The organism is Bradyrhizobium sp. C9 (assembly GCF_002532045.1).
GTDB lineage: Bacteria > Pseudomonadota > Alphaproteobacteria > Rhizobiales > Xanthobacteraceae > Bradyrhizobium.
The window spans coordinates 563,415-588,119 of sequence record NZ_NWTG01000002.1; the positions used below are offsets into that span (position 1 = coordinate 563,415).

General features: G+C 64.8%; 26 protein-coding genes. 8 read left to right on the forward strand and 18 right to left on the reverse strand.

The features are described 5' to 3' along the window. Positions 1–14: 14 nt before the first annotated feature. Together CO675_RS07520 and CO675_RS07525 are read left to right on the forward strand one after the other, a co-directional pair. Entirely contained in the window at positions 15–1,427 is a 1,413-nt protein-coding gene (locus tag CO675_RS07520; protein WP_097671362.1) for an MFS transporter, read from the forward strand. A 144-nt stretch (positions 1,428–1,571) separates the two neighbouring features. Continuing rightward, complete coding sequence (locus CO675_RS07525; RefSeq protein WP_097671363.1) at positions 1,572–2,324, forward strand: sulfate transporter family protein; 753 nt, start codon at positions 1,572–1,574, stop codon at positions 2,322–2,324. Positions 2,325–2,347: 23 nt separating this feature from the next. On the opposite strand, the gene CO675_RS07530 is transcribed toward CO675_RS07525, so the two are convergent. The 9 genes from CO675_RS07530 to nth all read right to left on the reverse strand — a co-directional run bounded on the left by CO675_RS07530 (position 2,348) and on the right by nth (position 11,353). Beyond that, positions 2,348–3,571, reverse strand: coding sequence for a serine hydrolase domain-containing protein (locus tag CO675_RS07530; RefSeq protein ID WP_097671439.1), 1,224 nt, complete (start codon positions 3,569–3,571; stop codon positions 2,348–2,350). A 34-nt stretch (positions 3,572–3,605) separates the two neighbouring features. After that, positions 3,606–3,956 carry a DUF1048 domain-containing protein gene (locus tag CO675_RS07535; RefSeq protein ID WP_097671364.1) on the reverse strand — a complete coding sequence of 117 codons (351 nt, stop codon included), beginning with the start codon at positions 3,954–3,956 and terminating at the stop codon, positions 3,606–3,608. Further along, positions 3,953–4,282: a PadR family transcriptional regulator gene (locus tag CO675_RS07540; RefSeq protein WP_097671440.1), complete on the reverse strand. Its 330-nt coding sequence runs from the start codon at positions 4,280–4,282 to the stop codon at positions 3,953–3,955. The genes CO675_RS07535 and CO675_RS07540 overlap by 4 nt, the downstream gene beginning before the upstream one ends. A gap of 174 nt (positions 4,283–4,456) precedes the next feature. After that, positions 4,457–5,959: a DHA2 family efflux MFS transporter permease subunit gene (locus tag CO675_RS07545; protein WP_097671441.1), complete on the reverse strand. Its 1,503-nt coding sequence runs from the start codon at positions 5,957–5,959 to the stop codon at positions 4,457–4,459. A gap of 62 nt (positions 5,960–6,021) precedes the next feature. Continuing rightward, positions 6,022–6,534 (reverse strand): isoprenylcysteine carboxyl methyltransferase family protein, encoded by a 513-nt coding sequence (locus tag CO675_RS07550; protein WP_097671365.1) that lies wholly within the window; start codon positions 6,532–6,534, stop codon positions 6,022–6,024. Continuing rightward, positions 6,531–7,592, reverse strand: a complete 1,062-nt coding sequence (locus CO675_RS07555; RefSeq protein ID WP_097671366.1) for a type III polyketide synthase — start codon at positions 7,590–7,592, stop codon at positions 6,531–6,533. The genes CO675_RS07550 and CO675_RS07555 overlap by 4 nt, the downstream gene beginning before the upstream one ends. A gap of 142 nt (positions 7,593–7,734) precedes the next feature. After that, positions 7,735–9,363 (reverse strand): MFS transporter, encoded by a 1,629-nt coding sequence (locus CO675_RS07560; protein WP_097671367.1) that lies wholly within the window; start codon positions 9,361–9,363, stop codon positions 7,735–7,737. Beyond that, complete coding sequence (locus tag CO675_RS07565; protein WP_097671368.1) at positions 9,350–10,501, reverse strand: HlyD family secretion protein; 1,152 nt, start codon at positions 10,499–10,501, stop codon at positions 9,350–9,352. The genes CO675_RS07560 and CO675_RS07565 overlap by 14 nt, the downstream gene beginning before the upstream one ends. Positions 10,502–10,567: 66 nt before the next feature. After that, positions 10,568–11,353 carry an endonuclease III gene (gene nth, locus CO675_RS07570; protein ID WP_198964524.1) on the reverse strand — a complete coding sequence of 262 codons (786 nt, stop codon included), beginning with the start codon at positions 11,351–11,353 and terminating at the stop codon, positions 10,568–10,570. A gap of 22 nt (positions 11,354–11,375) precedes the next feature. Between nth and CO675_RS07575 the strand changes: the two genes are divergently transcribed. Both CO675_RS07575 and CO675_RS07580 read left to right on the forward strand, forming a co-directional pair. Further along, positions 11,376–11,948 carry a DUF2244 domain-containing protein gene (locus CO675_RS07575; RefSeq protein WP_245452660.1) on the forward strand — a complete coding sequence of 191 codons (573 nt, stop codon included), beginning with the start codon at positions 11,376–11,378 and terminating at the stop codon, positions 11,946–11,948. Between the two features lie 57 nt (positions 11,949–12,005). Further along, entirely contained in the window at positions 12,006–12,902 is an 897-nt protein-coding gene (locus CO675_RS07580; protein WP_097671370.1) for a methylated-DNA--[protein]-cysteine S-methyltransferase, read from the forward strand. Between the two features lie 108 nt (positions 12,903–13,010). Here the strand turns inward: CO675_RS07580 and CO675_RS07585 are convergent, their stop codons facing one another. The 8 genes from CO675_RS07585 to dnaK form a co-directional block, all read right to left on the reverse strand. Continuing rightward, a complete protein-coding gene (locus CO675_RS07585; RefSeq protein ID WP_097671371.1) occupies positions 13,011–13,634 on the reverse strand; it encodes a 2,3-bisphosphoglycerate-dependent phosphoglycerate mutase in 624 nt (207 codons plus the stop codon). A gap of 47 nt (positions 13,635–13,681) precedes the next feature. Next, positions 13,682–14,494, reverse strand: coding sequence for a 4-hydroxy-tetrahydrodipicolinate reductase (gene dapB, locus CO675_RS07590; protein WP_097671372.1), 813 nt, complete (start codon positions 14,492–14,494; stop codon positions 13,682–13,684). Positions 14,495–14,651: 157 nt separating this feature from the next. Beyond that, on the reverse strand, positions 14,652–14,948 hold the full coding sequence (locus CO675_RS07595; RefSeq protein WP_097671373.1) for a DUF1330 domain-containing protein: 297 nt from the start codon (positions 14,946–14,948) through the stop codon (positions 14,652–14,654). Positions 14,949–14,971: 23 nt separating this feature from the next. Then, a complete protein-coding gene (gene pyrF / locus CO675_RS07600; RefSeq protein WP_097671374.1) occupies positions 14,972–15,682 on the reverse strand; it encodes an orotidine-5'-phosphate decarboxylase in 711 nt (236 codons plus the stop codon). 6 nt (positions 15,683–15,688) lie between these two features. Then, on the reverse strand, positions 15,689–16,267 hold the full coding sequence (locus CO675_RS07605; protein WP_097671375.1) for an NADPH-dependent FMN reductase: 579 nt from the start codon (positions 16,265–16,267) through the stop codon (positions 15,689–15,691). Between the two features lie 51 nt (positions 16,268–16,318). Further along, positions 16,319–16,921, reverse strand: a complete 603-nt coding sequence (locus CO675_RS07610) for a class I SAM-dependent methyltransferase (RefSeq protein WP_097671376.1) — start codon at positions 16,919–16,921, stop codon at positions 16,319–16,321. A 100-nt stretch (positions 16,922–17,021) separates the two neighbouring features. Then, on the reverse strand, positions 17,022–18,152 hold the full coding sequence (gene dnaJ / locus CO675_RS07615; protein ID WP_097671377.1) for a molecular chaperone DnaJ: 1,131 nt from the start codon (positions 18,150–18,152) through the stop codon (positions 17,022–17,024). A 170-nt stretch (positions 18,153–18,322) separates the two neighbouring features. After that, on the reverse strand, positions 18,323–20,224 hold the full coding sequence (dnaK, locus tag CO675_RS07620; RefSeq protein WP_097671378.1) for a molecular chaperone DnaK: 1,902 nt from the start codon (positions 20,222–20,224) through the stop codon (positions 18,323–18,325). A 576-nt stretch (positions 20,225–20,800) separates the two neighbouring features. Between dnaK and CO675_RS07625 the strand changes: the two genes are divergently transcribed. The 4 genes from CO675_RS07625 to CO675_RS07640 all read left to right on the forward strand — a co-directional run bounded on the left by CO675_RS07625 (position 20,801) and on the right by CO675_RS07640 (position 23,912). After that, complete coding sequence (locus CO675_RS07625) at positions 20,801–21,736, forward strand: hypothetical protein (protein ID WP_097671379.1); 936 nt, start codon at positions 20,801–20,803, stop codon at positions 21,734–21,736. Between the two features lie 96 nt (positions 21,737–21,832). Then, positions 21,833–22,543: a bifunctional nicotinamidase/pyrazinamidase gene (pncA, locus tag CO675_RS07630; protein WP_097671380.1), complete on the forward strand. Its 711-nt coding sequence runs from the start codon at positions 21,833–21,835 to the stop codon at positions 22,541–22,543. A 20-nt stretch (positions 22,544–22,563) separates the two neighbouring features. Continuing rightward, entirely contained in the window at positions 22,564–23,418 is an 855-nt protein-coding gene (locus CO675_RS07635; protein ID WP_097671381.1) for an AraC family transcriptional regulator, read from the forward strand. Between the two features lie 68 nt (positions 23,419–23,486). Then, positions 23,487–23,912, forward strand: a complete 426-nt coding sequence (locus CO675_RS07640; RefSeq protein ID WP_097671382.1) for a VOC family protein — start codon at positions 23,487–23,489, stop codon at positions 23,910–23,912. A 37-nt stretch (positions 23,913–23,949) separates the two neighbouring features. Here CO675_RS07640 and grpE read toward each other — a convergent pair whose 3' ends face one another. Then, a complete protein-coding gene (gene grpE, locus CO675_RS07645) occupies positions 23,950–24,555 on the reverse strand; it encodes a nucleotide exchange factor GrpE (protein ID WP_097671383.1) in 606 nt (201 codons plus the stop codon). Positions 24,556–24,705: the final 150 nt, after the last annotated feature.

Genomic DNA, 24,705 nt, shown 5'->3' on the forward strand with positions numbered 1-24,705 from the left:
CGGGGAGGACCATCATGAGCGCCGTCGAACTCGGCTCGGTTGCCGATCTTGCCAACACGACAGCCGGGCCGGACGAGATCTCGCGGCGCCTCGAGGCGCTGCCGACTTCCGGCTATGTCTGGCGGCTGGTGATCCTGCTTTCGCTCGGCGGCTGCTTCGAGATCTACGATCTGTTCTTCACCGGTTATCTCGCGCCGGGCCTCGCCCGCAGCGGGTTGATGACCACGACGACGCAGGCCTTCTTCGGCTTCTCCGGGATCGGCGCCTTCGTCGCGGCGACCTTCGCCGGCCTGTTCATCGGCACGTTCTGCCTCGGCTTCCTCGCCGATCGCTACGGGCGCAAGGCCGTGTTTACTTATTCGCTGCTGTTCTACAGCGCGGCGTCGGTGATCATGGCGTGCCAGACCACCCCCGGCGGCGTGCTGCTGTGGCGCTTCATCGCCGGGATCGGGATCGGCATCGAGGTCATCACTATCGACGCCTACATCACCGAGCTGGTGCCGAGCTGGATGCGCGGCCGGGCCTTTGCGATCAACCAGGCGGTGATGCTGTCGGCGGTGCCGATCGTCGCCGCGCTGTCGTGGTGGCTGGTGCCGCTCTCGCCTTACGGTATCGATGGCTGGCGCTGGGTGGTGCTGATCGGCGCCGCCGCCAGCATGATCATCTGGGTGCTGCGGCTCTACGTGCCGGAAAGCCCGCTGTGGCTGGCCCGGCATGGCCGCCTTGCCGAAGCCGAGACAATCATGCGGAGGCTCGAGGCTTCATCGCCTGCGGCCGCGCCACGCCCTGCCGTTGGAGCCGCAATGGCGCCGGCACGTCCGGCGGTCGAGACCGGCTATGCCGATTTGTTCCGGCCGCCCTACGCCTCGCTCGTCGTGCTCTTCATGATCTTCAATCTGTGCCAGGCGTTCGGCGTCTACGGCTTCTCCAACTGGGTTCCGGCGCTATTGGTTCAGAAGGGCATCAACGTCACCAAGAGCCTGCAATATTCCTTCATCATCGCCTTCGCCTATCCGCTCGCGCCGCTGCTGGCCGCGACCCTCGCCGATCGCTTCGAGCGCAAATGGATCATCTGCGGCGCGGCCGCCGCGATCTCGGTGTTCGGCCTCGCCTTTGCGCAGCTCACCGAGCCGGTGCTGTTGATTGCCAGCGGCGTGCTGGTAACTGGCGCCAACATGACGCTGTCCTACGCCTATCACGCCTACCAGACCGAGGTGTTCCCGACCGCGATCCGGGCGCGCGCGGCGGGCCTCGTCTATTCGATGAGCCGGCTCAGCGCGACCTTCTCCGGCTTCATCGTGGCGTTCATGTTGAAGGAGGCCGGCGTCAGCGGGGTGTTCGGCCTGATCACCGCGGCGATGGTCATCGTCATCATTACGATCGGTGTCTGGGGACCCAACGTCCGCGGCAAGCCGCTCGACGCCTGAAGCGCTTCTTGACGCGAAGCAGCGTCGACCCCGCATCAAAGGCGACTTCGCTCGAAAACGCTGTGACCGCGACACAAGCGGCACTTGCCGAAGCCATATTGGGTGGCTACCTCTCGCACGTCATTTTGCAGAGGTAACCCGGTCATGTTCGACGCCGCCGTCAAGGCGCTTTCGCAAATCCTGTCGCCGCCGATGCGCACGATCCTGTGGCGTTCGATCGGGCTTGCGCTGGTGCTGATCACCGTGCTGGCGATCGGATTGCAGCGGTTGCTGAGCTGGTTTGCCGACACCGGCGAGGTCTGGGCCGAAGGCATGCTCGGCCCCAACTTCCATTCCACCCTGCACGTGCTGTCCTGGGTCATCTCGATCTCGGCGGGCCTCGGCGTCGTGCTCGGCGGCATCTTCCTGATGCCCGCGATCACCTCGCTGGTGGCGAGCCTGTTTGTCGATGACGTCGCCGACCATGTCGAGCGCGAGCACTATCCGGCCGACCATCCCGGCACGGCGCTGCCGGTGACGCTCGCGACCATCGAGGGCGTCAAGACGGCGCTGCTGACGGTCCTGGTCTATCTGGTCGCGCTGCCGTTCGTGCTGTTCGCGGGTGCGGGCTTCATCATCTTCTTCATCGCGACCGCCTGGCTGCTCGGCCGCGAATATTTCGAGCTCGCCGCGATGCGCTTTCGCTCGCCGGAGGATGCCAAGGCGATGCGCAAGGAGAATGCGGCAACCGTCTTCACCGGTGGCCTGTTCATCGCCGCTTTCGTGTCGATCCCGATCCTCAATCTGGCCACGCCGCTGTTCGGGATGGCCTTCATGGTGCACATGTACAAGCGGCTGTCAGGACCCCGGCGCGAGCTGATCGAGCCGGCGCGGCGAAGCAACGTGCCGATGATCTAGATTCAACCCAATCTCATCGCGCCCTAGCCGAGGCACTTTCTGACCGCGGACGTCAGCTCGATGGCACGCGGGTCGATCAGGGTTGCCGCCCAGAGATTGGTAACGTAACCGAAGCCGACCCGGGATTCGGGGTCGGCAGCGCCCAGCGACCCTCCGCTGCCGGGATGGCCAAACGACGCCGGACCGAGCAGCGGATTGATGGGCGGGGTTGCACGCCAAAAACCTAGCGACATGTTGAACAGGTTCTTCGTGTAGGGCAGCAATTCCAGTGGGACCCCGTGCATGCGCGTGCGGTCGGTCTGGACCACCGTCATCGCCGCCACCGTGTCAGGCTGAAGGAGACGGATGCCGTCGACGTCGCTCACCGTTGCAGCGTACATGCGGGCGATGGCGTGGGCGTTGGCGAACATGTTCGCGGCGGGAAACTCGGCCGCCCGATAGGCGCGCGAGTGCATGTTCTGCTCGGTGACGCCGCCCACGGCCCCAGCCTTCATGAAGGCCGAACCCGGTCCGTAAACGTCCCTGACCAGGGTCGCCGCCACGGCGGTATCCAGCCCCATGAGCTTGGCGAAATCAGCCACCAGGTCTTGGGGGGAATCGTATGGGAACGAAGCCACCTCGAGCCGGGCAACCCGCGGCTCGATCTCTTCGGGTAGACCGATCCATGCGGAGAGCTTGAGAGGGCGGGCGATTTCCTCGGCGAAGAATTTGCCCAGGGATTTGCCCGTGATGCGCCTGACGACCTCTCCGACGAGGAAGCCGAACGTCATGGCGTGGTAGAGATGCTCCGTCCCGGGCGTCCAGAGCGGCTGCTGTGCTTCCAGCGCGCGAATAAGCGGATCCCAGGCGCACGCCTCCTCGAATGTCAGCGGTGTGTCGACATACGGCAGACCGGCCTGGTGAGAGAGCAAGTATCTGACCGGCATCTCCCCCTTGCCCGCCGCGCCGAACTCCGGCCAGTAGCGGGTGACAGGAGCATCGAGATCGAGCTGTCCACGCTGGACAAGGAGGTGGGCGCACATTGCAGTCGCACCCTTCGTCGTCGACGCGACGAGCGCAACCGTGTCCTTTACCCATGGGCGATTCCCGTCGCGGTCGGCCAGACCTCCCCACAGATCGACCACAGCGCGCCCGTCGACGTAGACGCAGCATGCAGCGCCGAGGTCCTTTCCTTCTTTGAAGTTGGCACGGAAGGTATCCGCCACCCGCTCCCAGCCGTGCTCGACCACGCCATCGACGTCACTCATTGCCTCGTGCCTCCCGTCGGCCGTCTCGGTTTCGTTACGGTTGGTTCCCCGCGACGCCATCGATGGCCTGGGTCAGGCGTTCGCGCTCGCGCATGATCCACTGCCCTACCGGATAGTTCCGACGAAACGCTTCGGCGAACTCCACGGGGTCTTCGCCGACGATCGCGCGGATTGAAGTTCCGCTCGCGGCGCTCTCGTCGAAGAGATCGGCAAGGTCCTCCAGCATCGCCAGTAACTCGTCGCCCTTCCCCGGCCCGAAGTACATGAGGTACCGCTCCAGCGCATCGATCGCGGTGTGATAGTTTGCGGGAAGCTGCTCCGTGCGCGCCCTGTACTGCCAGTAGCGTTTCTTCTCGTCGATCATCCGTGCGATGAACATGTTCATGCCTTTCTTTCCCGGAGCTGTTCGAGACGTTCCGCGAGGAAGCTCCATGTCCTCCAAAACTCCGCGAGATATTCGTGTCCCTGAGCGTTGAGCGAATACACCTTGCGCGGTGGTCCCTTCTCGGACGGGACCTTCTCAACGGCGACGAAGCCCTTCTGCTCGTTCCTGACCAACAGTGCGTAGACGGTGCCTTCGGCGATGTCGGAGAAGCCCTGCTCCCGCAAGCGTGCCGTGATCTCGTAACCGTACGCGGGCTGAACGGAGAGGATTGCGAGGACGATGCCCTCCAGCGTGCCCTTGAGCATTTCCGTCATCTGCTTGCTCACGAAGGGCATCTCCCCATACTACATAGCGTTACTAACTACCGGTAGATAGCACCACTGATTAGTGGCCGTCAAGCGCTATGAGGCGGCGAGAGGTAGGGGTTGTTCGGGGGGATACTGGTGGTGATTTCGGACCGCCCCCCGACGAGAGGAGCGCGTCATGCACCACGGCCGCTGCTAGACCGGATCTGAAGGCACCGACGATGGAGAGGGCATCCGATCGCGAGCGAATAACACCAGCAGAAGCCCGACGATCGCGACGCAGGCGAGCATCGCCCATGCCTCGTTGACGCTGAGGGCGAGCGATGCCCGCTCGACCAGAGGCCGGATAAACGCCACCGTCGCGTCATCCGGCGGACCCGGCGGGCGGTTGATCAGCAACATTGGATCGAGGCCGATCTCCTGTGCGGCATTGAGATCACCTGCCAACAGGCGTGCGCGAAAATCCTCACCATAAATTGGGCTTCGGCCATAGAGGATCGTATCGATCAAAGCGATCCCGATCGCGCCACCCAGATTGCGCATCAGGTTGAACAATCCACTGGCGTCGGCAACTTCCGCCTCCGGCAGGGTGCCCAGCGCAATGCGTGTCGGCGGCAGCAAACAGAACATGATCGCGACGCCGCGCATGATCTGCGGCCAGAACATCTCGCCGAAATCCGCGGTGCGCGGCTGAAGGGCGCCCAATCCGAGACCGAGCGCGAACAAGGCGAAGCCTGCACCGGTCAACAACAGCGCGCCGACGCGGCTTTCGAGGATTGCCGCCAAAGGCGCTGCGATCAGCTGCGCAACTCCCGTGACCAGCATGATGGTGCCGATCTCGAAGGCATCATGGCGGCGGACGAAGCCGAGGAACACCGGCATCAGATAGGTCGATCCATACAGGCCGATACCGAGGCAAAAGCTCAGGGCGCAGCCGATCGCGAACGAACGCCGCCTGAACAGGTTCAATCGCGCGATCGGATGCGCCGCGCGGAGCGCGCGTCGGATCAGCAGCGCCATCCCGGCCATGCTCCCGATCAACAAGCTCAGGCAAAGCATCGAGGCCCAGCCGCGCTGCGGCGCTTCCTTCAGACCGATCATAAAGCTTGCGAGCGCCGCTGCGAGCAGGACCAGCGAACAAGTGTCCAGTCTGGCGAACGCGCGGAGATTCACGCTCTGCTTCGGAAGCAGCAGCGGCGTGACCGTCGCCGCGATCGTTCCCGGAATCAGGTTGATCAGGAACAGCCACGGCCACGACCAGGTCTGTGTGATCCAGCCGCCGACAACAGGTCCAACGGTCGGCGCAAGCACGGCGACGACACCGCCGATCGTGGTGGCCACCGCATGGAGCCGCGCCGGGAACAGCGTGAACACGGCGGAGAACACCGCAGGGATCAGGACGCCGCCGGAAAATCCCTGCAGCACGCGAAACACCAGCAGCACCGCAAAGCCGCCACTGAAGGCGCATCCGACCGAGGCGATGGTGAACACGCTCACGGCGATCGCGAACAGCCATCGGAGCGACAGCGCATGGGTGAACAATCCGGTCAGCGGGATCGCGATCACCTCCGCGATCAGGTAGGCGGTCTGGATCCAGCTCATCGCGGAAGGCGAGATCGCCAGCGCGCGCTGGATCGTCGGCAACGAGGTCGCGACGACCTGGATGTCGAGGATCGCCATGAACATGCCGAAGCACATCAGGAGGAAACCTGCCCAGGTCGCAGCCGATGGGCTGTCGGTGCGATGCTCCGCCCAGGCGCTCATGGTGTGCTGACGCGCGGCCAGTCCGCAATCGAGAGCGCGCGGCTCTCGGCACGAATCCGGATCGCAAGCACGGCGAGATTGAGCAAGGTGAAGATCAGCGCCAGCACCGGCAGATGCAGTGCGAGCGGGAGCAGCGCGATCTCCCCGACGACGACGGCATAGTTTGGATGCGGGAAATATCGGTACGGCCCGGATGCGACCAGCGGCGCACCCGGCAAGACGATGATCCGCGTGGTCCATCGCGGCCCGAGCGCAGCGAGGATCCACAGCCGCAAGCCTTGCAGCAGCAGAAAGGCCGCGAGTATAGCCAGGTTGACTTGCTGGTCGCGGCCCCAGATCCACAACGCGATCAGCCAGCCGGCGTGAAGCAGCACAATGAGCGGGTAGTGCCTCGCACCGACCTCGATCGCGCCATGCGCCAGCAGCCGCTCCGTGTTGCGGCGTGACAACACGAGCTCGCCAAGACGCTGCAGCGTGACCAGCGCCAGGATGATCGAAGCGAGGCTCATGCCGCGTGCCTGAGCGCAACGCAGCTGAGCGTGAAGCCGGGCCCAAGCGCCGTGAGTAGCGAGCGCGGAGGCAAGCCCTTGGCGCGGGCGCGTTCGAGGACAAACAGGGCCGTCGGGGCCGACATGTTGCCGCACGCCGCGATGACGTCGCGTTCGTGATCAAGCGTGCCCTGGTCGAGCGCGAGCGCCCGCTCCAGCGCGGCGATGACCTTGGCGCCGCCAGGATGGCAGAGAAAGCGATCGATATCACCGGCCGTCAGCTCCATCCGAGCCAAGATTTCGGCAACGGCCGGGCCAACATGGTCGCGAACGAAATCCGGAATGGTGCGCTGGAAGACGACACCGAATCCTTCCGGATCAACCGTCCAGCCCATGATACCGAGCGTATCCGGCCACAGCTTTTCGCCGGCCACCTCGATCCGCGTCGCACCGCCGTCACCGGCGCGCAGCACGATCGCAGCGGCGCCATCGCCGAACAGGCTGGCCGCGACGATATTCGCCTTGGTGAGCTCATCGTGGCGAACCGCGAGCGTGCAGAGCTCGAGCGCGACCAGCAGCACATTCGCACCCGGCTGCGCCCGCGCCAGTCGCGCCGCGATCGACAGACCCGACACGCCGCCCGCGCAGCCGAGGCCGAACACAGGCACGCGCGACACATCGGTCCGCAAGCCGAGCTGGCCGGCGACGCGCGCCTCCAGCGTCGGCGTGGCGATACCTGTCGAGCACACCGTGACCACGACGTCGATGTCGCTGCCGGTCAAATCCGCACGCGCAATCGCCTTGCGGGCGACATCGACGTACAGCGCCTCCGCGCCTTCCAGGAACGCCTGCGTCCGCTCCGGCCAGCCGCGCCGTTCGAGATACCATTCGATCGGCTTCACGCCATAGCGATGCTGAATGCCGGTGTTGGCGAACAGACTGGAGAGCGTCTCGAATTCGGGATAGCGGTCGGCGAGAAGGTTGCGCGCCGCCTGCAGGATTTGTCCCTGATGGAATAGATGCGGTGGAACCGCCGTCGCCATGGAAACAAGCGCGGCCGTCTGCTTGGTCTCGATCATCGTGGCTCCCGTTCCCCCGGTTGTGGAACCACGCGACCTGCAAAATATTTCAGACGCCCGCGAGATAGAGGGGGGCGCCGCATTCACTATAAATTGACCCCGGCAGCGCCAGGCCTCCGGCGCTATCCGCGCCGTTCGCAGATCAGGAAGCGGCAGTGTCCGGCTTGCGCAGCAGGTTCTTCACGAAGCCAAGCGGCACCGGCGACAGCGGACCTTGCGGCGCGCGCGTGATCAGGGCGACCAGGAACAGCGCCAGGATCGCGATCCAAAAGCACAGCCAGAAGCCGTCAATGTAGGCGAGCGTGTTGGCCTCGCGCTGCACCAGGGCCGCGAGCGTACCGATGGCGCGTCCCGCCGCCGCCCCGATGCCGTGGCCGGAAAATTCACCCGCCAATCGCTTCAGCAGGTTCACGACGTCGACATCGCCGCCCTGGACGTGCTGGCCGAGATAATTCGAATGGATCTGCTCGCGGACGCGCAGCCAGGTGCCCATCAGGGCGATGCCGATCTCGGCGCCGCCGAGCCGCATGATCTGGATATAGGCCGCGAATGCCGTCGCTCGCGACGGATCGGAATTGGACAGCGCCATGATGATGATCGGCAGCAGCGTCAGCGCCTGACCGACCGACGTGAGCAGGACGATGCCGACGAAGTCCTCGCGGGCCCAGACATGGCTCAGCTGCGTGCCCCAGAGATTGGCGGCCGCGAATGCCGAGAACCCGAGCACCACGACGATGCGTGGATCGAGGTGACGCAGCAGGACAATCGAGATCGGCACCAGCACGAACATCGGCAGCGCGCCGTAGATAAACAGCAGCGCCCCCGACTGCTCCGGCCGCAGCGCGCCGACTGTGCCGAGGAAATTCGGCACCAGCGACGAATTCGACAGGCTGGTCAGCGTGTACAAAAGGATGACGATCAGCGAGAGCCCGATATTGCGCGAGAACAGCACGTTGAAATGCGCCCACGGCCGGCGCGCGACCGTCTCGTTGATCATGAAGGCGATGATCAACAGCCCGCCCCCGATCAAGAGCGCCATCACGGTGCCGGACGACAGCCAGTCCAGCCGGTTGCCCTGATCGAGGCCGGCATAGACCATCCCCAGGCCGGCGCCGAGCAGCAGCATGCCGCCCCAATCGGCATGGTGCAGCAGGTCGCGATTGACCGGCTCGTTCGGCGTGCCGAGATACACCATCAATCCCATCAGCGGCGCGACCACCACACCCTGCCAATACAACCACTGCCAGCCGAGGTGCTCGACATAGAATCCGACCAGCGAGCTCGATGAATCCAGCGCGAAGCCGACGCGGATCGAATACATCGCGATCGCGGGCAGCCACCAGCGGATCGGCAGATTGCGCAGGATGATCATCAGCGTCGCCGGCACGAAGGCGCCGAGCAGCATGCCGTGGGCGATACTGAGCACGATCAGCGTCGTGTAGTCGTGCACGAACGGGATGGTCAGCGAGACCCCGGCATAGACCAGGCTCGGAATCCCGAGCACGCGGCGCAGGCCGAACGCGGTGGCGAGCCAGGCCACCGCGGGCGCGATGAAGATCTGCGAGCCGATCGCCGCGGTCGAGAGCCAGGCGCCCTCGTCGAAGGTGAGCGAGAACGCGCCGCGCAGGTCGGGCAGGCCGACCGAGGTCAGGCGGCTGTCGAAATTCGCCAGGAACGCGCCGAGCAGCACGGCGACGACGGCAAACACCGGATAGCGTGCGACGTCGCCGCGCGAAACGGGACCGCTGTTGCGGTCGTCATTTTCCGCCATTGGCGACCGCCTCGCCGGTGTTGATCCGCGTCACCACCGACATGCCCGGCAGCAGGCGCGCGAGCAACGGCTGGCCCTTGTCGAACTGGATGCGCACCGGGATACGCTGCACCACCTTGGTGAAATTGCCGGTGGCGTTGTCGGGCGGCAGCAGCGCGAATTGCGATCCGCTTGCCGGCGCGATGCGCTCGACGACGCCGCGCAACTTCTGACCGGAGAATGTGTCCACGGTGATCTCGACCGGCTGGCCCGGCCTGACGTTGGTCAGCTGGGTTTCCTTGTAGTTGGCGATCACATAGACGTTCGGCAGCGGCACGACGTTGATCAGATTGGTGCCGATGTTGACGTAATCGCCCGGCTGCACCTGGCGCTCGCCGGTGACGCCGTCGAACGGCGCGACGATCTTCGTGTATCCCAGCTTGAGCCTGGCCGATGCCAGCAGCGCCTTGGCGGCGTCGAGATCGGCGGCACGTTGCTTCTTGGTGCCTTGCAGGACCTCGAGCTGATGGCGCTGCGCGGCGATCACGGCGCGGCTGGCCTGCACGTCGGCCTCCGACTTGGCATAGGATGCGGTCGCCTGCTCGAGCCGCTGCCGTGTGCCGGCGTCGGTTTGCGACAGCGACTGCTGACGCTCCTGCTCCTGGCGCGCCAGGGTCTGCTGCGCCTCTGCAGACAGCCGCGAGGCCTCGGCCTGTGCGATGGTCGCATATTGCAGCTCGACCTGGTTGTTGAGGTTATCGAGCGCTGCCTGCGCGCCGACCACACCTGCCTCGGCTTGCGCGACCTGCGCCTGATAGTCGGCAGGATCGATCTGCACGAGGAGATCGCCGGCTTTGACGCGCTGAAAATCGGAGACGGCGACCGTGAGCACTTCGCCGGACACGCGGCTACTGAGCTGGGTCAACTCGGCGCGCACATAGGCATCATTGGTGGTCTGGATCGTGGCGCTACCGACCCAGGCGTCCCAATGCGTGGTCGCCACCGCGACGAACACGAGCGCGGCCAGCACCGCAAACAACGGAATGGCAAAGCGGCTCCAGAAGCTGCTCGCCGCAGGCTGCGGCTTGGCTGGTGCTGTTACCGCTGCGGGCGCGGTCTGGCTGACCTGTGACGGACCGTCTTGAACCTGCTCTGCCACACCACACTCCCGTCACTCACACCCGGAACGCCAGACAACCTGCCGGCACATGATGACGATCATGGCTCAGACGGTCTTCTCCGGCCACCGGCAAAGATCATTGATCAGACATACGTCGCAACGCGGACCGCGGGCGAGGCAGGTATAGCGGCCATGCAGGATCAGCCAGTGATGGGCGTGCAGCATGAACTCGGCCGGGATCACCTTCTCCAGTCCCAGCTCGACCTCGAGCGGCGTCTTGCCGGGCGCGAGACCGGTGCGGTTGCCGACGCGAAACACGTGGGTGTCGACCGCCATCGTATGTTCGCCGAACGCCATGTTGAGCACGACATTCGCGGTCTTGCGGCCGGCGCCGGGCAATGATTCGATTTCGGCACGGGTGCGCGGAACCTCGCTGCCGAAATCGGCGATCAGCTTCTCGGACAGCGCGATGACGTTCTTCGCCTTGTTGCGATAGAGCCCGATGGTCTTGATGTAGTCGCGCACTCTGTCTTCGCCGAGCTCGAGCATCTTCTCCGGCGTGTCGGCGATCGCAAACAGCGCGCGCGTCGCCTTGTTGACGCCGGCGTCGGTTGCCTGCGCCGACAACACCACGGCCACCAACAGCGTGTAGGGATTGAGGTGCTCGAGCTCACCCTTCGGCTCGGGATTGGCTTTGCGGAACCGGTCGAAGGCCTCAAAGACCTCCGCCGCCGTCCACGGTTTTGGCTTTGCAACCTTCTTGGCGGCCTTGGTCGCAGGCTTCTTCGCCACGCCTTTGGGCAGCGGCTTTGCTGCTTTAGCGGCTTTCTTCTTCGGCGCGGACCGAACGCTTGAGGTGCCGGCGCGTTGAGAGCGGATGATTTTGGCCATGAACGGGATATACTGATACGTCATGATCGCAGGCAACGACTTTGATCCGGGCGAAGACCCCAGGGAAGACCTCGAGGCCGATGACCTCGACGTCGATGCGCCCGAGGCGGAGCCGAAACTGTTCTCGGCACTGCTGACGCCGCATCGCTCGCTGAATCGCACCGGCTTTATCGTACTGATGTCGTTCGTCACCGTGGTCAGCTTCGTCGCCGGCGCGGTGTTCTGGTGGCTGGGCGCCTGGCCGATCTTCGGTTTCTTCGGCCTCGACGTGCTGGTGATCTACTGGGCGTTCAAGGTCAATTTCCGCACCGCCAAGGCGAGCGAGGAGATCACCGTCACACCGTCGGAACTGCGGGTGCGCCGGATCAGTCACCGCGGCCATGTGGCCGAATGGGTGCTCAACCCGCTCTGGGTGCGGTTCGAGCAGATCTCGCATGAGGAGTTCGGCATCGAGCGGCTTTACCTGGTGTCGCGGGGCCGCCGGGTCAGCGTCGGCAGTTTCCTGAGTCCGGACGAAAAAGCCAGTTTTTCCAAGGCTTTGACTGTGGCGTTGAACACCGCGAAACGCGGTCCGACTTACAATCCCGTTCACTAGGCCAGCTTGTCAGAAATCGGGTGGTTTGGACGCGCCATGGCTCCTAAATCAGACACCATGATGACACTCGCCATACACGACCAGCGCCTGGCCAAGCCGGGCCTCCAGAGCGCCGCCCTGCGCGACTACGACTCGGTGCGGCGCGCCATCGCGTTCATCTCGGAGCACTGGCGCACACAGCCGACCATCGAAGCGATGGCCGATGCCGCCGCCGTCACGCCGGATGAACTGCATCATCTGTTCCGCCGCTGGGCCGGGCTGACGCCGAAGGCTTTCATGCAGGCGCTGACCCTGGATCACGCCAAGAACCTGCTGCGCGATTCCGCCAGCGTGCTCGACGCCGCACTCGACTCAGGCCTCTCGGGCCCGGGACGGCTGCACGATCTGTTCGTCACGCATGAGGCGATGTCGCCCGGCGAATGGAAGACCGGCGGCGGCGGCATGACGCTGCGCTTCGGCTTCCACCCCTCGCCGTTCGGCACCGCGATCGTGATCGCGACGGACCGCGGGCTCGCAGGCCTTGCCTTCGCCGACCCCGGCGACGAACAGACCGCGTTCGCCGACATGAAGCGGCGCTGGCCGAACGCGACCTTTGTCGAGGACACCGACGGCACCACTGCATTGGCCCAGCGCGTGTTCGATACGCGGTTGTGGCGGGCGGACCAGCCGCTGCGCGTCGTCTTGATCGGCACCGACTTCGAGGTGCGGGTGTGGGAAACGCTGCTCAAGGTCCCGATGGGCCGCGCCGTGAGCTATTCCGACATCGCCAGCAAGATCAACAGCCCGAAGGCCTCGCGTGCCGTCGGCGCCGCAGTCGGCCGCAACCCGGTGTCGTTCGTGGTGCCCTGCCATCGCGCACTCGGCAAGAGCGGCGCGCTGACCGGCTATCACTGGGGCATCACCCGCAAGCAGGCGATGCTGGGCTGGGAAGCCGGCCAGGTCGGATTGCACTGACCTTCCTTGGGCCAGACGCCCACACTCTCTCACCGTCACCCTGAGGTGCTCGCGAAGCGAGCCTCGAAGGGTTGACGGCCCGGCTGTGGCCGCACTGGATTCGATCGCCTACCCCGCCAAATCGACCTTCGACGCAACGGTGGAATCGGCGTTGAGCCGATAGACCACCGGCGCGCCGGTCGCGAGTTCGCGCTTGAGGATCTGCTCCGGCGAAAGCTTCTCCAGCACCATAATCAGCGCGCGCAGCGAATTGCCGTGGGCGGCGATCAGCGTGCGCTGGCCACGCAGCACGCCGGGCAGGATCTCCTGCACGTAATAGGGCAGCGTGCGCGCCAGCGTATCCTTCAGACTCTCGCCGCCGGGCGGCGGCACGTCGTAGGAACGGCGCCAGACCAGCACCTGCTCCTCGCCCCATTTCTTGCGGGCGTCGTCCTTGTTGAGGCCGGAGAGATCGCCGTAGTCGCGCTCATTGAGCGCGAGATTCTTCGTGGTAGGCAATCCGGTCTGGCCGATCTGTTCCAGCATCAGCTTCAGCGTGTGCTGAGCGCGCGTCAGATCGGAGGTGAAGGCAACGTCGAACGACAAGCCCTGCGCCTTCAGCTTGCGGCCGGCGTCCTTGGCCTCGGCGATGCCCTGCTCGGTGAGATCGGGATCCTTCCACCCGGTGAACAGGTTCTTCAGATTCCATTCGCTCTGACCGTGACGAACGAGCACAAGAAGACGATCACTCATTTCAGATTCCGTTTTCGCTTGGCTGGATTTTATTTGGGCGCGCGGTCTCAGTCGCTCAACCCGAGAACGTCGGTCATCGAATACATGCCGGGCTTCTTGCCGTGTGCCCACAGCGCCGCCTTCAGTGCGCCCTGTGCGAACAGCGCGCGGTCCTCGGCATGATGCGACAGCGTGATGCGCTCGGAGGGACCGGCAAAGATCACGCTGTGATCGCCGGCCGCGGTGCCGCCGCGCAACGAAGCAAAGCCGATATCGCCGGGACGCCGCGCCCCGGTCAGGCCATCGCGGCCACGCGCCGAATGTTGCTCCAGCGCGATCTTGCGGCCGGCAGCGGCAGCTTCGCCGAGCATCAGGGCGGTGCCCGACGGTGCATCGATCTTGGACTTGTGGTGCAGCTCGAGAATTTCGATGTCAAAGCTCTGGTCGAGCGATTGCGCGACGCGCTTGACCAGCGCGGCGAGCAGGTTGACGCCGAGGCTCATATTGCCCGACTTCACCACGATGGCGCGGTCGGTCACGCTGCGGATCACCGCATCGTCGGACTGCGACAGGCCGGTGGTGCCGATGACATGAACCAGGCCGCGCTCGGCCGCGATCGCGACATTGGCAATGGTCGCGGCCGGCACGGTGAAATCCAGGATGCCATCGGCGGCCGCGGACATCGACCACAGATCGGCCGACAGCTTGACGTCGTTGGCGGGAAGGCCGGCGAGCACGCCGGCGTCCTTGCCGAGCAGCTCCGAGCCTGGCGCTTCCAGCGCGCCGACCAGCACCGCCCCCGGGGTTTCGGAAATCACCCGCGTCAGCGTGCGGCCCATCCGGCCGCCGGCTCCCGCAACAATCAGACGCATGTCAGCCATGGCTCACCTCTCCCCGCCGTATAAAGCATGAACCGGCAAAGGGGAAACCGGTTTTCCGGCGCGACAAACGCGGAACGCGCTTGCGCGGGGATCATGCTCAAACGGCGGTCGGCGGCGGCTGTTCCGAGCAACCGAACCGGCGGCCCGATGTCCAGGGCTACGGGTTGTCATGCCCCTCGATGATGATGAGATCGGCAATCGAGTGCGGCTGCCGCACCTTGATGTTGGCCTGGTATTCCGGCGATTGGTAGCAAGCGAGCGCGGTGGCGTAATCGGGGAATTCGATCACGACGTTGCGCGAGCGGCTCTGGCCCTCGACGCCCGTGAACTTGCCGCCGCGAACGATGAACTTGCCGCCGAATTTCTGGAAGATCGCCGGGTTGGCCGCCATATACGGCTTGTAGCCCTCCTCGTTGTGAACGTCGACGCGTCCGATCCAGTATCCCTTCGCCATCTCTGTTCTCCCTTGTTGTTGGTTCAGGCGAGCGCCTGGACGATCTCGGTGTGAATGGCTTCGGCCGCGGCCTTCGGATCGGCGGCTTCCATCACCGGACGTCCGACCACCAGATAGTCTGCGCCGGCGGCAATGGCACGGGCCGGCGTCATGATGCGCTTCTGGTCGCCGGTCGCCGAGCCGGCGGGGCGGATGCCAGGGGTCACCAGGTTCATCTGTTCGCCCACGATCTTGCGCAAGGCGGCAGCTTCCTCAGGCGAGCTGACGAGGCCGTCGACACCGAGCGCCTGCGCCTGCCTGGCGCGCGCTTCGACGAGATCGGAGACGTTGAGGCGATATCCCGCCGCGTGCAGGTCGGTGTCGTCGTAGGAGGTCAGCACCGTCACCGCGAGGATCTTCAGGCCGGAGCCGGCGCGCGCCTCGACCGCCGCCTTCATGGTCTGCGGATAGGCATGCACGGTGAGAAAGGTCGCGCCGAGAGCGGCGACGCTTTCGACCCCGCGCGCGACGGTGTTGCCGATGTCGTGCAGCTTGAGATCGAGAAAGACTTTCTTGCCGCTGCCTGCGAGCTGCTTTGCCAGCGCGAGGCCGCCGGCGTAACCGAGCTGATAGCCGATCTTGTAGAAGGTGACGCTGTCGCCGAGCCTGCCGATCATCGCCTCGGCGCTCGCGACTGACGGCAAATCGAGCGCCACAATCAACCGGTCTTTTGGAGCGATCTTGGCTGGCTGCATGTCACCTCACATCATGCGTTGGGAATGGTCGATCAGCTGCCGCACCAGCGCCCGCATCGTGTCGATGTCGGCCTGGTGCTTCAGACGATCCATGTCGTCATAGGCCTGCTCGGCGAATGACAGCGCGAGCTGGTTCGGGATCACGGCGGCATGGCACGCGGTCAGGATCAGGCGCAGCGCCGCCAGCGCGCGCGTGCCGCCGAGCCGGTTGCCGGATGCCGCTGCCATCGCGAAGGCGCGGCCGTGGAACACCTGGCCACGGGTCTCGTGCGGATCCTGCACGCGGCTCACCCAGTCGATCGTGTTCTTCACCAGCGCCGGCACCGAGGAATTATATTCCGGTGTCACGATCAGCACGCCATGATGGGCGCCGATCATCCGCTTCAGATTGACGGCGTGCTGCGGCACGCCCGATTTGGCCTGCAGATCGCCGTCATAGATCGGCAGCGGAAAATCGCCGAGCGAGATGCGGGTGACGTCGGCGCCCAGCTGCGCGAACTCCTGCGCCAGCACGACAGCCAGCTTCGCATTCAGCGAGCCTGATCGCAGCGATCCGGGGATCACGAGGATTTTCAGCGCGGACATTTCGAAATCGCGGTTAGGGCACGTGCCCAGCGCGACAACGCAGGGCGATGATCAGCCCTTGCGATACACCCAGACCCGCGCGGGCGGAAGGTTCATCCAGATCCGCTCGGACGCCTCTGTGGACACGCCGGGCAGCGACTTTGGAATGGGCGGCGCCACCGAATAGGTGAACTGGACGAACGGCGCACCGGGCGCGAGGGCCAGGAAAGCGTCACGGACCAGCTTCAGGCGGGTCAGCATCGGCTTGGTGACCAGCGGCAGGCCGGAGACCACAGCCGAGGCCGGAGACTTCATGACGTCCCACAGCGTGTCGCGAAGCCTGTAGGCGTCGCCCTGAACCACCTTGGCCTGCGGATAGCGTTCGCGCAGCAGCGCACAGAAGCCGGGATTGTACTCAACCAGGACGAGACGCTTTTGATCGACGCCATGCTCGATCAGTGCATTGGTAATCGCACCGGTGCCGGGTCCGAGCTCGACAACCGGTCCTTCGGACTCCGGATCGACATATTGCGCCATGGTGCGTGCGAGCAGCCGCCCGGACGGCATCACCGCGCCCATATGCAGCGGCTTCTCGATCCATGAACGGAGAAAACGAACCTCGTCGTCAAGACGGAGGGGCTTCTTCGACGCACGCACGGACGATTGCAGAGGCATGTCGCTACCAGGCGGGACCGCGCACAATCGAGCGGTTGTCAGAAAACAGTCATAAACACGTATAGATCGAAGTCGTTACGGTCAAGCGTAACGACTACGGCTAGACCGTGCGGCTTCCGAAGAAGTCCTTGACCTTAGAGAAGAAACCCGCTGCCTCCGGTTGCGTTGCGCCGGACGAGAGTTTTTCGAACTCCATCAGCAATTCTTGCTGCTTCTTGGTCAGATTCTGCGGTGTTTCGACCACGACCTGGACATACATGTCGCCGGTCTGGCGCGAACGGAGCACCGGCATACCCTTTGATGCGATGCGGAATCGGCGGCTGGACTGGGTGCCGGCCGGCACCTTCACCTTGGTCTTGCCCTTGTCGATGGTCGGCACCTCGAACTCGCCGCCGAGGGCTGCGGTGACCATCGAGATCGGCACCCGGCAGTGCAGGTCGGCGCCGTCGCGCTGGAAGAACTGGTGCGTGGTCAGCGACAGGAAGATGTAGAGGTCGCCGGGCGGACCGCCGCGGACACCGGCCTCGCCTTCGCCGGCGAGACGAATACGGGTGCCGTCCTCGACACCCGGAGGAATGTTGACCGAGAGCGTGCGCTCGCGCGTCACCCGGCCGGAACCGGCGCAGGAGGTGCAGGCGTCCTCGATCATCTGGCCGCGGCCCTGACAGCCGGGGCAGGTCCGCTCCAGCGTGAAGAAGCCCTGAGCCTGCCGGATACGGCCGGCGCCACCGCAATGCGAGCAGGTCTTCGGCTTGGTGCCGGCCTTGGCGCCGGTGCCGGAGCAGGATTCGCAGGTGACCGAGACCGGGATCTCGATCTGCGCGGTCTTGCCCTGGAAGGCCTCCTCGAGCGTGATCTCCATGTTGTAGCGCAGGTCGGCACCGCGTTCGCGGCCACCGCCGCCGCGGCGCTGCCCGGCCATGCCGAACAGATCCTCGAAGATGTCGGAGAAGGAGGAGGCGAAGCCGGCTCCGAAGCCCGGACCGCCGCCACCCATGCCCTGCTCGAAGGCGGCGTGGCCGAAGCGGTCATAGGCGGCGCGCTTGTCGCCGTCCTTCAACACTTCATAGGCTTCGTTGATTTCCTTGAACCGGACCTCGCTGCTGGCGTCGCCCGGGTTCTTGTCCGGATGCCATTTCATCGCGAGCTTGCGGAAAGCCGATTTGAGCTTGGTCTCGTCCGCGTTCCGCTCGACCTCGAGGGTCTCGTAATAGCAGCGCTTGGTGGACATACTTCAATTCCGTCCGAAGTTCGTCGCGATCGCCAAAGATTGCGCCAAGGATTGCGCAAGGGATTGCGTCTGTCTGGAAGATGCAGCGATCGCCTTAAAGAAAAATGACCCCCACTCCTCCGAGACGCGTCGCGTGCTCTTTGGTGTGAGGGTCATGATCGCAAGCCCGCTTAGGCAGACTTCTTGTTGTTCTTGTCGTCGTCGACCTCGGTGAACTCCGCGTCGACAACGTCATCCTTTGCAGCGTCCTTGGCCGCATCGGCCTCGGCCTGCTGCTTGTACATGGCCTCGCCGAGCTTCATCGAAGCCTGCGCCAGCGTGTTGGTCTTCGCCTTGATCGCCTCGGCGTCGTCGCCCTTCAGCGCTTCCTTGAGGTCGCTGACGGCGTCTTCGATGGCGCGACGATCCGTCTCCGGGATCTTCGAGCCGTGCTCGGCCAAAGCCTTCTCGGTCGAATGAACCAGACCATCGGCGTGGTTCTTGGCGTCGACCGCCTCGCGGCGCTTCTTGTCCTCGGCCGCATTGGCCTCGGCGTCCTTGACCATCTTGTCGATGTCGGCCTCGGACAGGCCGCCGGATGCCTGGATCCGGATCTGCTGTTCCTTGCCGGTCGCCTTGTCCTTGGCCGAGACGTTGACGATGCCGTTGGCGTCGATGTCGAAGGTCACCTCGATCTGCGGCATGCCGCGCGGAGCCGGCGGAATGCCCATCAGGTCGAACTGGCCGAGCATCTTGTTGTCGGCCGCCATTTCACGCTCGCCCTGGAAGACGCGGATGGTGACGGCGCCCTGATTGTCTTCGGCGGTCGAGAACACCTGGCTCTTCTTGGTCGGGATCGTGGTGTTGCGGTCGATGATGCGGGTGAACACGCCGCCCAGCGTCTCGATGCCCAGCGACAGCGGGGTCACGTCGAGCAGCAGCACGTCCTTGACGTCGCCCTGCAGCACGCCGGCCTGGATCGCAGCACCGATCGCGACGACTTCGTCGGGATTGACGCCCTTGTGCGGCTCCTTGCCGAAGAACTGCTTCACGACTTCCTGGATCTTCGGCATGCGGGTCATGCCGCCGACCAGCACCACTTCGCCGATCTCGCCGGCGGTCAGGCCGGCATCCTTCAGCGCCTTGCGGCACGGCTCGATGGTCTTCTCGACGAGGTCGGCCACCAGCGCCTCGAACTTGGCGCGGGTCAGCTTCATCGTCAGATGCTTCGGACCGGTCTGGTCAGCCGTGATGAACGGCAGATTGATTTCGGTCTGCGTAGTCGACGACAGCTCGATCTTGGCCTTCTCGGCGGCTTCCTTCAGGCGCTGCAGAGCGAGCTTGTCGTTGCGCAGGTTGATGCCCTGCTCCTTCTGGAATTCGTCGGCGAGGTAGCCGACCAGGCGCATGTCGAAGTCTTCACCACCGAGGAAGGTGTCGCCGTTGGTCGACTTCACCTCGAACACGCCGTCGCCGATCTCGAGGATCGAGACGTCGAAGGTGCCGCCGCCGAGGTCGTACACGGCGATCGTGCCGGCCTTCGTCTTGTCGAGGCCGTAGGCGAGCGCGGCAGCGGTCGGCTCGTTGATGATGCGCAGCACTTCCAGGCCGGCGATCTTGCCGGCGTCCTTGGTGGCCTGACGCTGCGCGTCGTTGAAATAGGCAGGCACCGTGATGACGGCCTGATCGACCTTCTGGCCGAGATGCGCCTCAGCGGTCTCCTTCATCTTCTGCAGAATGAAGGCCGAGACCTGCGAGGGCGAATAGGTCTTGCCGTCGGCTTCGACCCAGGCATCGCCGTTCGATGCTTTGACGATCTTGTAGGGAACGAGCTTCTTGTCCTTCTCGACCATCGGGTCGTCATAGCGGCGGCCGATGAGGCGCTTCACCGCAAAGAACGTACGCTCGGGATTGGTCACCGCCTGGCGCTTCGCCGGCTGTCCGACGAGGCGCTCGCCATCGTCAGTGAAAGCAACGATCGACGGCGTCGTTCGCATGCCCTCGGCATTCTCGATCACCTTGGCGTTCTTGCCATCCATCACGGCGACGCACGAATTCGTGGTGCCGAGGTCGATCCCAATGACCTTACCCATGGTTTTGATATCCTCTTTGCTACGGCAGGTTGGTTGGGCCCTGACGGCGCTCCGTACCGAACCCCCAGACGTTCACATACTCGCGATATTGCGACGGTGAGCCTGATATAGGAGAGAGGGTCCTGCCCGCAAGGACTGGACGCAACGTTGAGGCCTGAAAAGACTGACGTTTGAAAGATTGTGTCAGTCAGGCTGCGGCCCCGGTTCAAGCCCAGACCAAGTTAACAAATCGGCAATGATGCCGCCCGTCGTCGACCGCGACATCAATGGCGCGACGTCAGCGCTGTTGAGTGAACGCTCACAAACGTCGTATGCGAGAGCGGCGCACGGGTCGAGGGCGCGCTGTTTGGCCGCTGGCGGCCCGCAGGTGAGCGTTCCTGGAAACGTCGGGAAACTGGAAAGTGCCGGCCAATCAAGGCGAAAAGCCCATGGAATCGAGCCGGCTGGCTAGGGGCGGAGATTTGGCGGCCTGTTGCAGGGCCATCAAAACCGCTAAAAGCGGTCCGACTGAAAGAGGCCATCCAGCCCTGCACCGGCCCCGTTGCGCGGCCACCAAGCAAAACCGGTAGATCCCCCATGACGCCTTTTCGAGTTCTCGTTGCGGTTGCCTTGCTGATTGCTGCCACCTGTCGTGGCCATGCCGCCGACGTGGTGTTTCCGCCGGGCGCGCATGTCGGGATGAAACCGCTGGTGGGCCTCGTCCGCGCCAAATCCTTCATCGGCTTCGAGACCGAGGACCAGGGCGTCAAGGTCCTAATCGCCGACCTGCCCGCGGACGCCTACAACGAGGTCGTGACCGCCTTCAAGGCCAACCCCGCCGGCACCGGAAACATCAAGCCCGAGAGCCTCGAGACGCCGGCCGGCCTCGCCTACTACACCGTGGAGAGCGCCCGCGACGGCGCCAGCAATGTGCGGCGCTACTCCATGATCCTGCCGGGGCCGACCTTCTCCGGCTATGTCGCGGTGCAGGTGCCGGAAAACGCGAGCAAGATCTACACCGACGACGCCGTCCGGCAGATGTTCGCCTCGGCCGAAATCCGCAAGGAGGTGCCGGTCGACGAGCAGCTCGGCATGATGCCGTTCAAGGTCACCGAACTCAGCAGCTTCAAGAACATCCGCATGCTGGCGCCGGGCGCAGCGCTGCTGATGGCCGACGGCGACGACAAGGGCCTTGAGACCAAGCCCTTCATGCTGCTCGGCATCATCGCTTCGGCGCCGGCCACGCCCGACGATCGCGGCCGCTTTGCCCAGCAGATCGCCACCACGATCCCCGGCGTGCGCGACGGGCGGATCACCATGTCCGAGCCGATCCGGATCGAAGGCCAGCCCGGCTACGAGACCCGAATCGACGCCGTCAGCGGCAAGGACAACACCCCGGTGACCATCGTGCAGTGGCTGCGGTTCGGCGCGCAGACATCGCTGCGCATCATCGGCAGCTCGCCGCGTACGGATTGGGAGACTGCTTTCCCGCGCTTCCGCGCGGTCCGCGACGGCATCCAGCCGCGCGGCTGATCGGCCCTTCGCAAGGCCGGTCGGAAAAATCCCACTTTCGTCGTTCGCCGAACGGAACTAGCCTCCTCGCGCGGTATCAAAGCGAGGAGGGGCGCGATGTTGGATCGACGACAGATAGTTGCAGGCCTCGGCACGTTGGCGCTTGCGACCCTGGTTCCCAAAAGTCTCTGGGCGGCTGCGATCAAGCCCGACGATGGCTCCGCGCTGCTCGTGATCGACGTCCAGAACTGCTTCCTGCCCGGCGGCAGTCTCGCGGTGAAGGACGGCGAGCAGGTGGTGCCGGTCATCAACAAGATCGCCAAGAGCTTTGCCAATGTGGTGATGACGCAGGACTGGCACACGCCCGGACACGTCTCGTTTGCCTCGGTCCATGCCGGCAAGAAGCCGTTCGAGACCATCGACCTCGCCTACGGCAAGCAGGTGCTGTGGCCGGACCACTGCGTGCAGGGCACCGACGGCGCCTCGCTGTCGAAGGAACTCGCGATCCCGCAGGCCGAGCTGATCATCCGCAAGGGTTTTCACAAGGACGTCGACAGCTACTCCGCCTTCACCGAAGCCGACGGCAAGACCACCACCGGGCTCGCCGCCTATCTGAAGGCGCGCAATGTCGCGCGGGTCTTCGTGGCCGGGCTCGCCACCGATTTCTGCGTGGCATGGACCGCGCTCGATGCGCGCAAGGCCGGCTTCGAAACCTATGTCGTGGAGGACGCCTGCCGCGGCATCGACACGCAGGGATCGCTGGCCAAGGCCTGGACCGACATGGACAAGGCCGGCGTCAAGCGGATCCAGTCGTCGGATATCGCGTAGGCATTCCGCGCGAGAGCCGCATGGCCGAGCTCGAGGCCCCCGTCGCATTCGACTTCGCGCGGCGCCCGCCGTCGCCGCGCATGGCAGGCCTGATTGTCGGGATGACCGGCTACCGCGAGACGGCGGCGGGCCGCTTCTTCCACCGCCAGACCGCTCCGCTGATCGTGCCGTTGATCATCAGCTTCGGCTCGCCCTATCTGATCGCGCTCGCGCGTCAGCCTGGACCATCCGACCGTCAGCTCAGCTTCACGGCCGGACTGCACGCCGGCCCCGTCAACATCGAGTCCGACGGCTGCGCCGAATCCGTGCAGGTGGATTTCACGCCGCTCGGCGCCTATCGCTTCTTCGGCGGCGCCATTGCCGAGCTCACCGGTCGCATGGTCGATCTTGGCGATGTGCTGGGCCGCGATGGGCGGCGGCTGCGCGAGCAGATCGGCGCCGTACCGTGCTGGCGGCGCCGCTTCGACCTGATCGAGGATTTCGTGCTTCGCCGCCTCGGCCGCGGACCGTCTGACGAAGTCGCGTTCGCTTATCGAATGTTGGCGCGGTCGGGCGGCACCGCCAGGATCACGGCGATCGCTTCGGAGATCGGTTGGAGCCGCAAACACCTCGCCGGCCGGTTTCGCTCAGAGCTTGGCCTCGCGCCCAAGGCGGTGGCGCGCATGATGCGCTTTCACCGGGCTTGCCGGCTTGCGCAGGCTGGCACAGCCGACGGCTGGGCCGCGATCGCTGCGGAGAGCGGCTACGCCGATCAAGCCCATCTCGCGCGCGAGTTCGTCGAGTTTGCCGGGGAATCACCGACCGCCTGGGCGCGTCGCCTGACGCTGACCGACAGCCGGCTCTCGCATTCCGGCGAGCTGCTGGCCGACTGGTAACAAACCTTCAAGCCGAAACCGGATTGCCTCGTGCAGAGTGGCGCCATCAGCCAAGCAGGTGAGCCACCATGACACACGACATCGAACCGCCCCGCATCTACCCGACGCTGCGCTGCAAGGACGCCGAGGCGATGATCGTCTGGCTCAAGACCGTGATCGGATTCACCGAGCAAGTGGTCTACCGCGACGGTGGCATGATCCACCACGCCGAGCTCGCCTACGGTTCCTCGATGCTGATGCTGGGCCAGGGCCGCGACGATGCCTATGGCAGGCTGGTCGGCGATGCCGCCGGCCGCCGCACCGATTCAATCTACATCGCGGTCGACGATCCGGACGCCCTGCATGCAAAGGCCTGCGCGGCGGGTGCCACGATCGAAATGGAACTCCGTGACACCGACTATGGCAGCCGCGATTTCGCCTGCCGTGACCCGGAAGGAAATCTCTGGAGCTTCGGCACCTATTGGCCGAAAGCGCATGAGAAGCCGCTGCCGTGAACCGACAGCAGCCGCCTCAGGGCCGGCGTCGCAGCGATCAGACCGTGATGTCGGCGCTCGGTGCCGCCTTGGCGCCGCCCTTGGAGACGCCGACCAGCGCCGGACGCAGGATGCGCTCGCCGATCATGTAGCCGGCCTGCACGACCTGCACCACCGTGCCCGACGGCACCGAGGTGTCCGGCACCTCGAACATCGCCTGCTGGAAGTTCGGATCGAACTTCTCGCCGATCGGATCGAACTTCTTGACGCCGTTCTTCTCCAGCGCGTTGAGCAGCGACCGCTCGGTCAGCTCGACGCCTTCGATCAGCGCCTTCAGGCCGGGATCGGCGGATTCCTTGGTTTCGGCCGGCACGGCATCGATCGCGCGCTGCAGATTGTCGGCGATATCGAGCACGTCGCGGGCGAAGCCGGTGATGCCATAGGTTTTGGCGTCGGCAACCTCGCGGCGGGTGCGCTGGCGGAGGTTCTCCATCTCGGCCAGCGTGCGCAGCGTGCGATCCTTCGCCTCGGCGAGTTCCTTGGTCAGCGCCTCGGCCGACCCCACCTCGGGATCGTCAGGCATGATGTAGGGCTTCGAGACCACGGGTTCACCCGTCGGCGCCGAATTCTCGGTGTTGTCATTGGCCCGGTTCGGATCGGTCATGGCTTGCCTTCTCGAAAACTCGCGTCGGTTCAAATCTTGGGGATTGCTGCCCGGGATATCGTGCTTTGAGCGGCGAAAATCAAGCGCAACATACCGTTTAGGGCCAGCGCACCTCCACTTCGCGTCAACATATCGGTCAAATGAAACCGA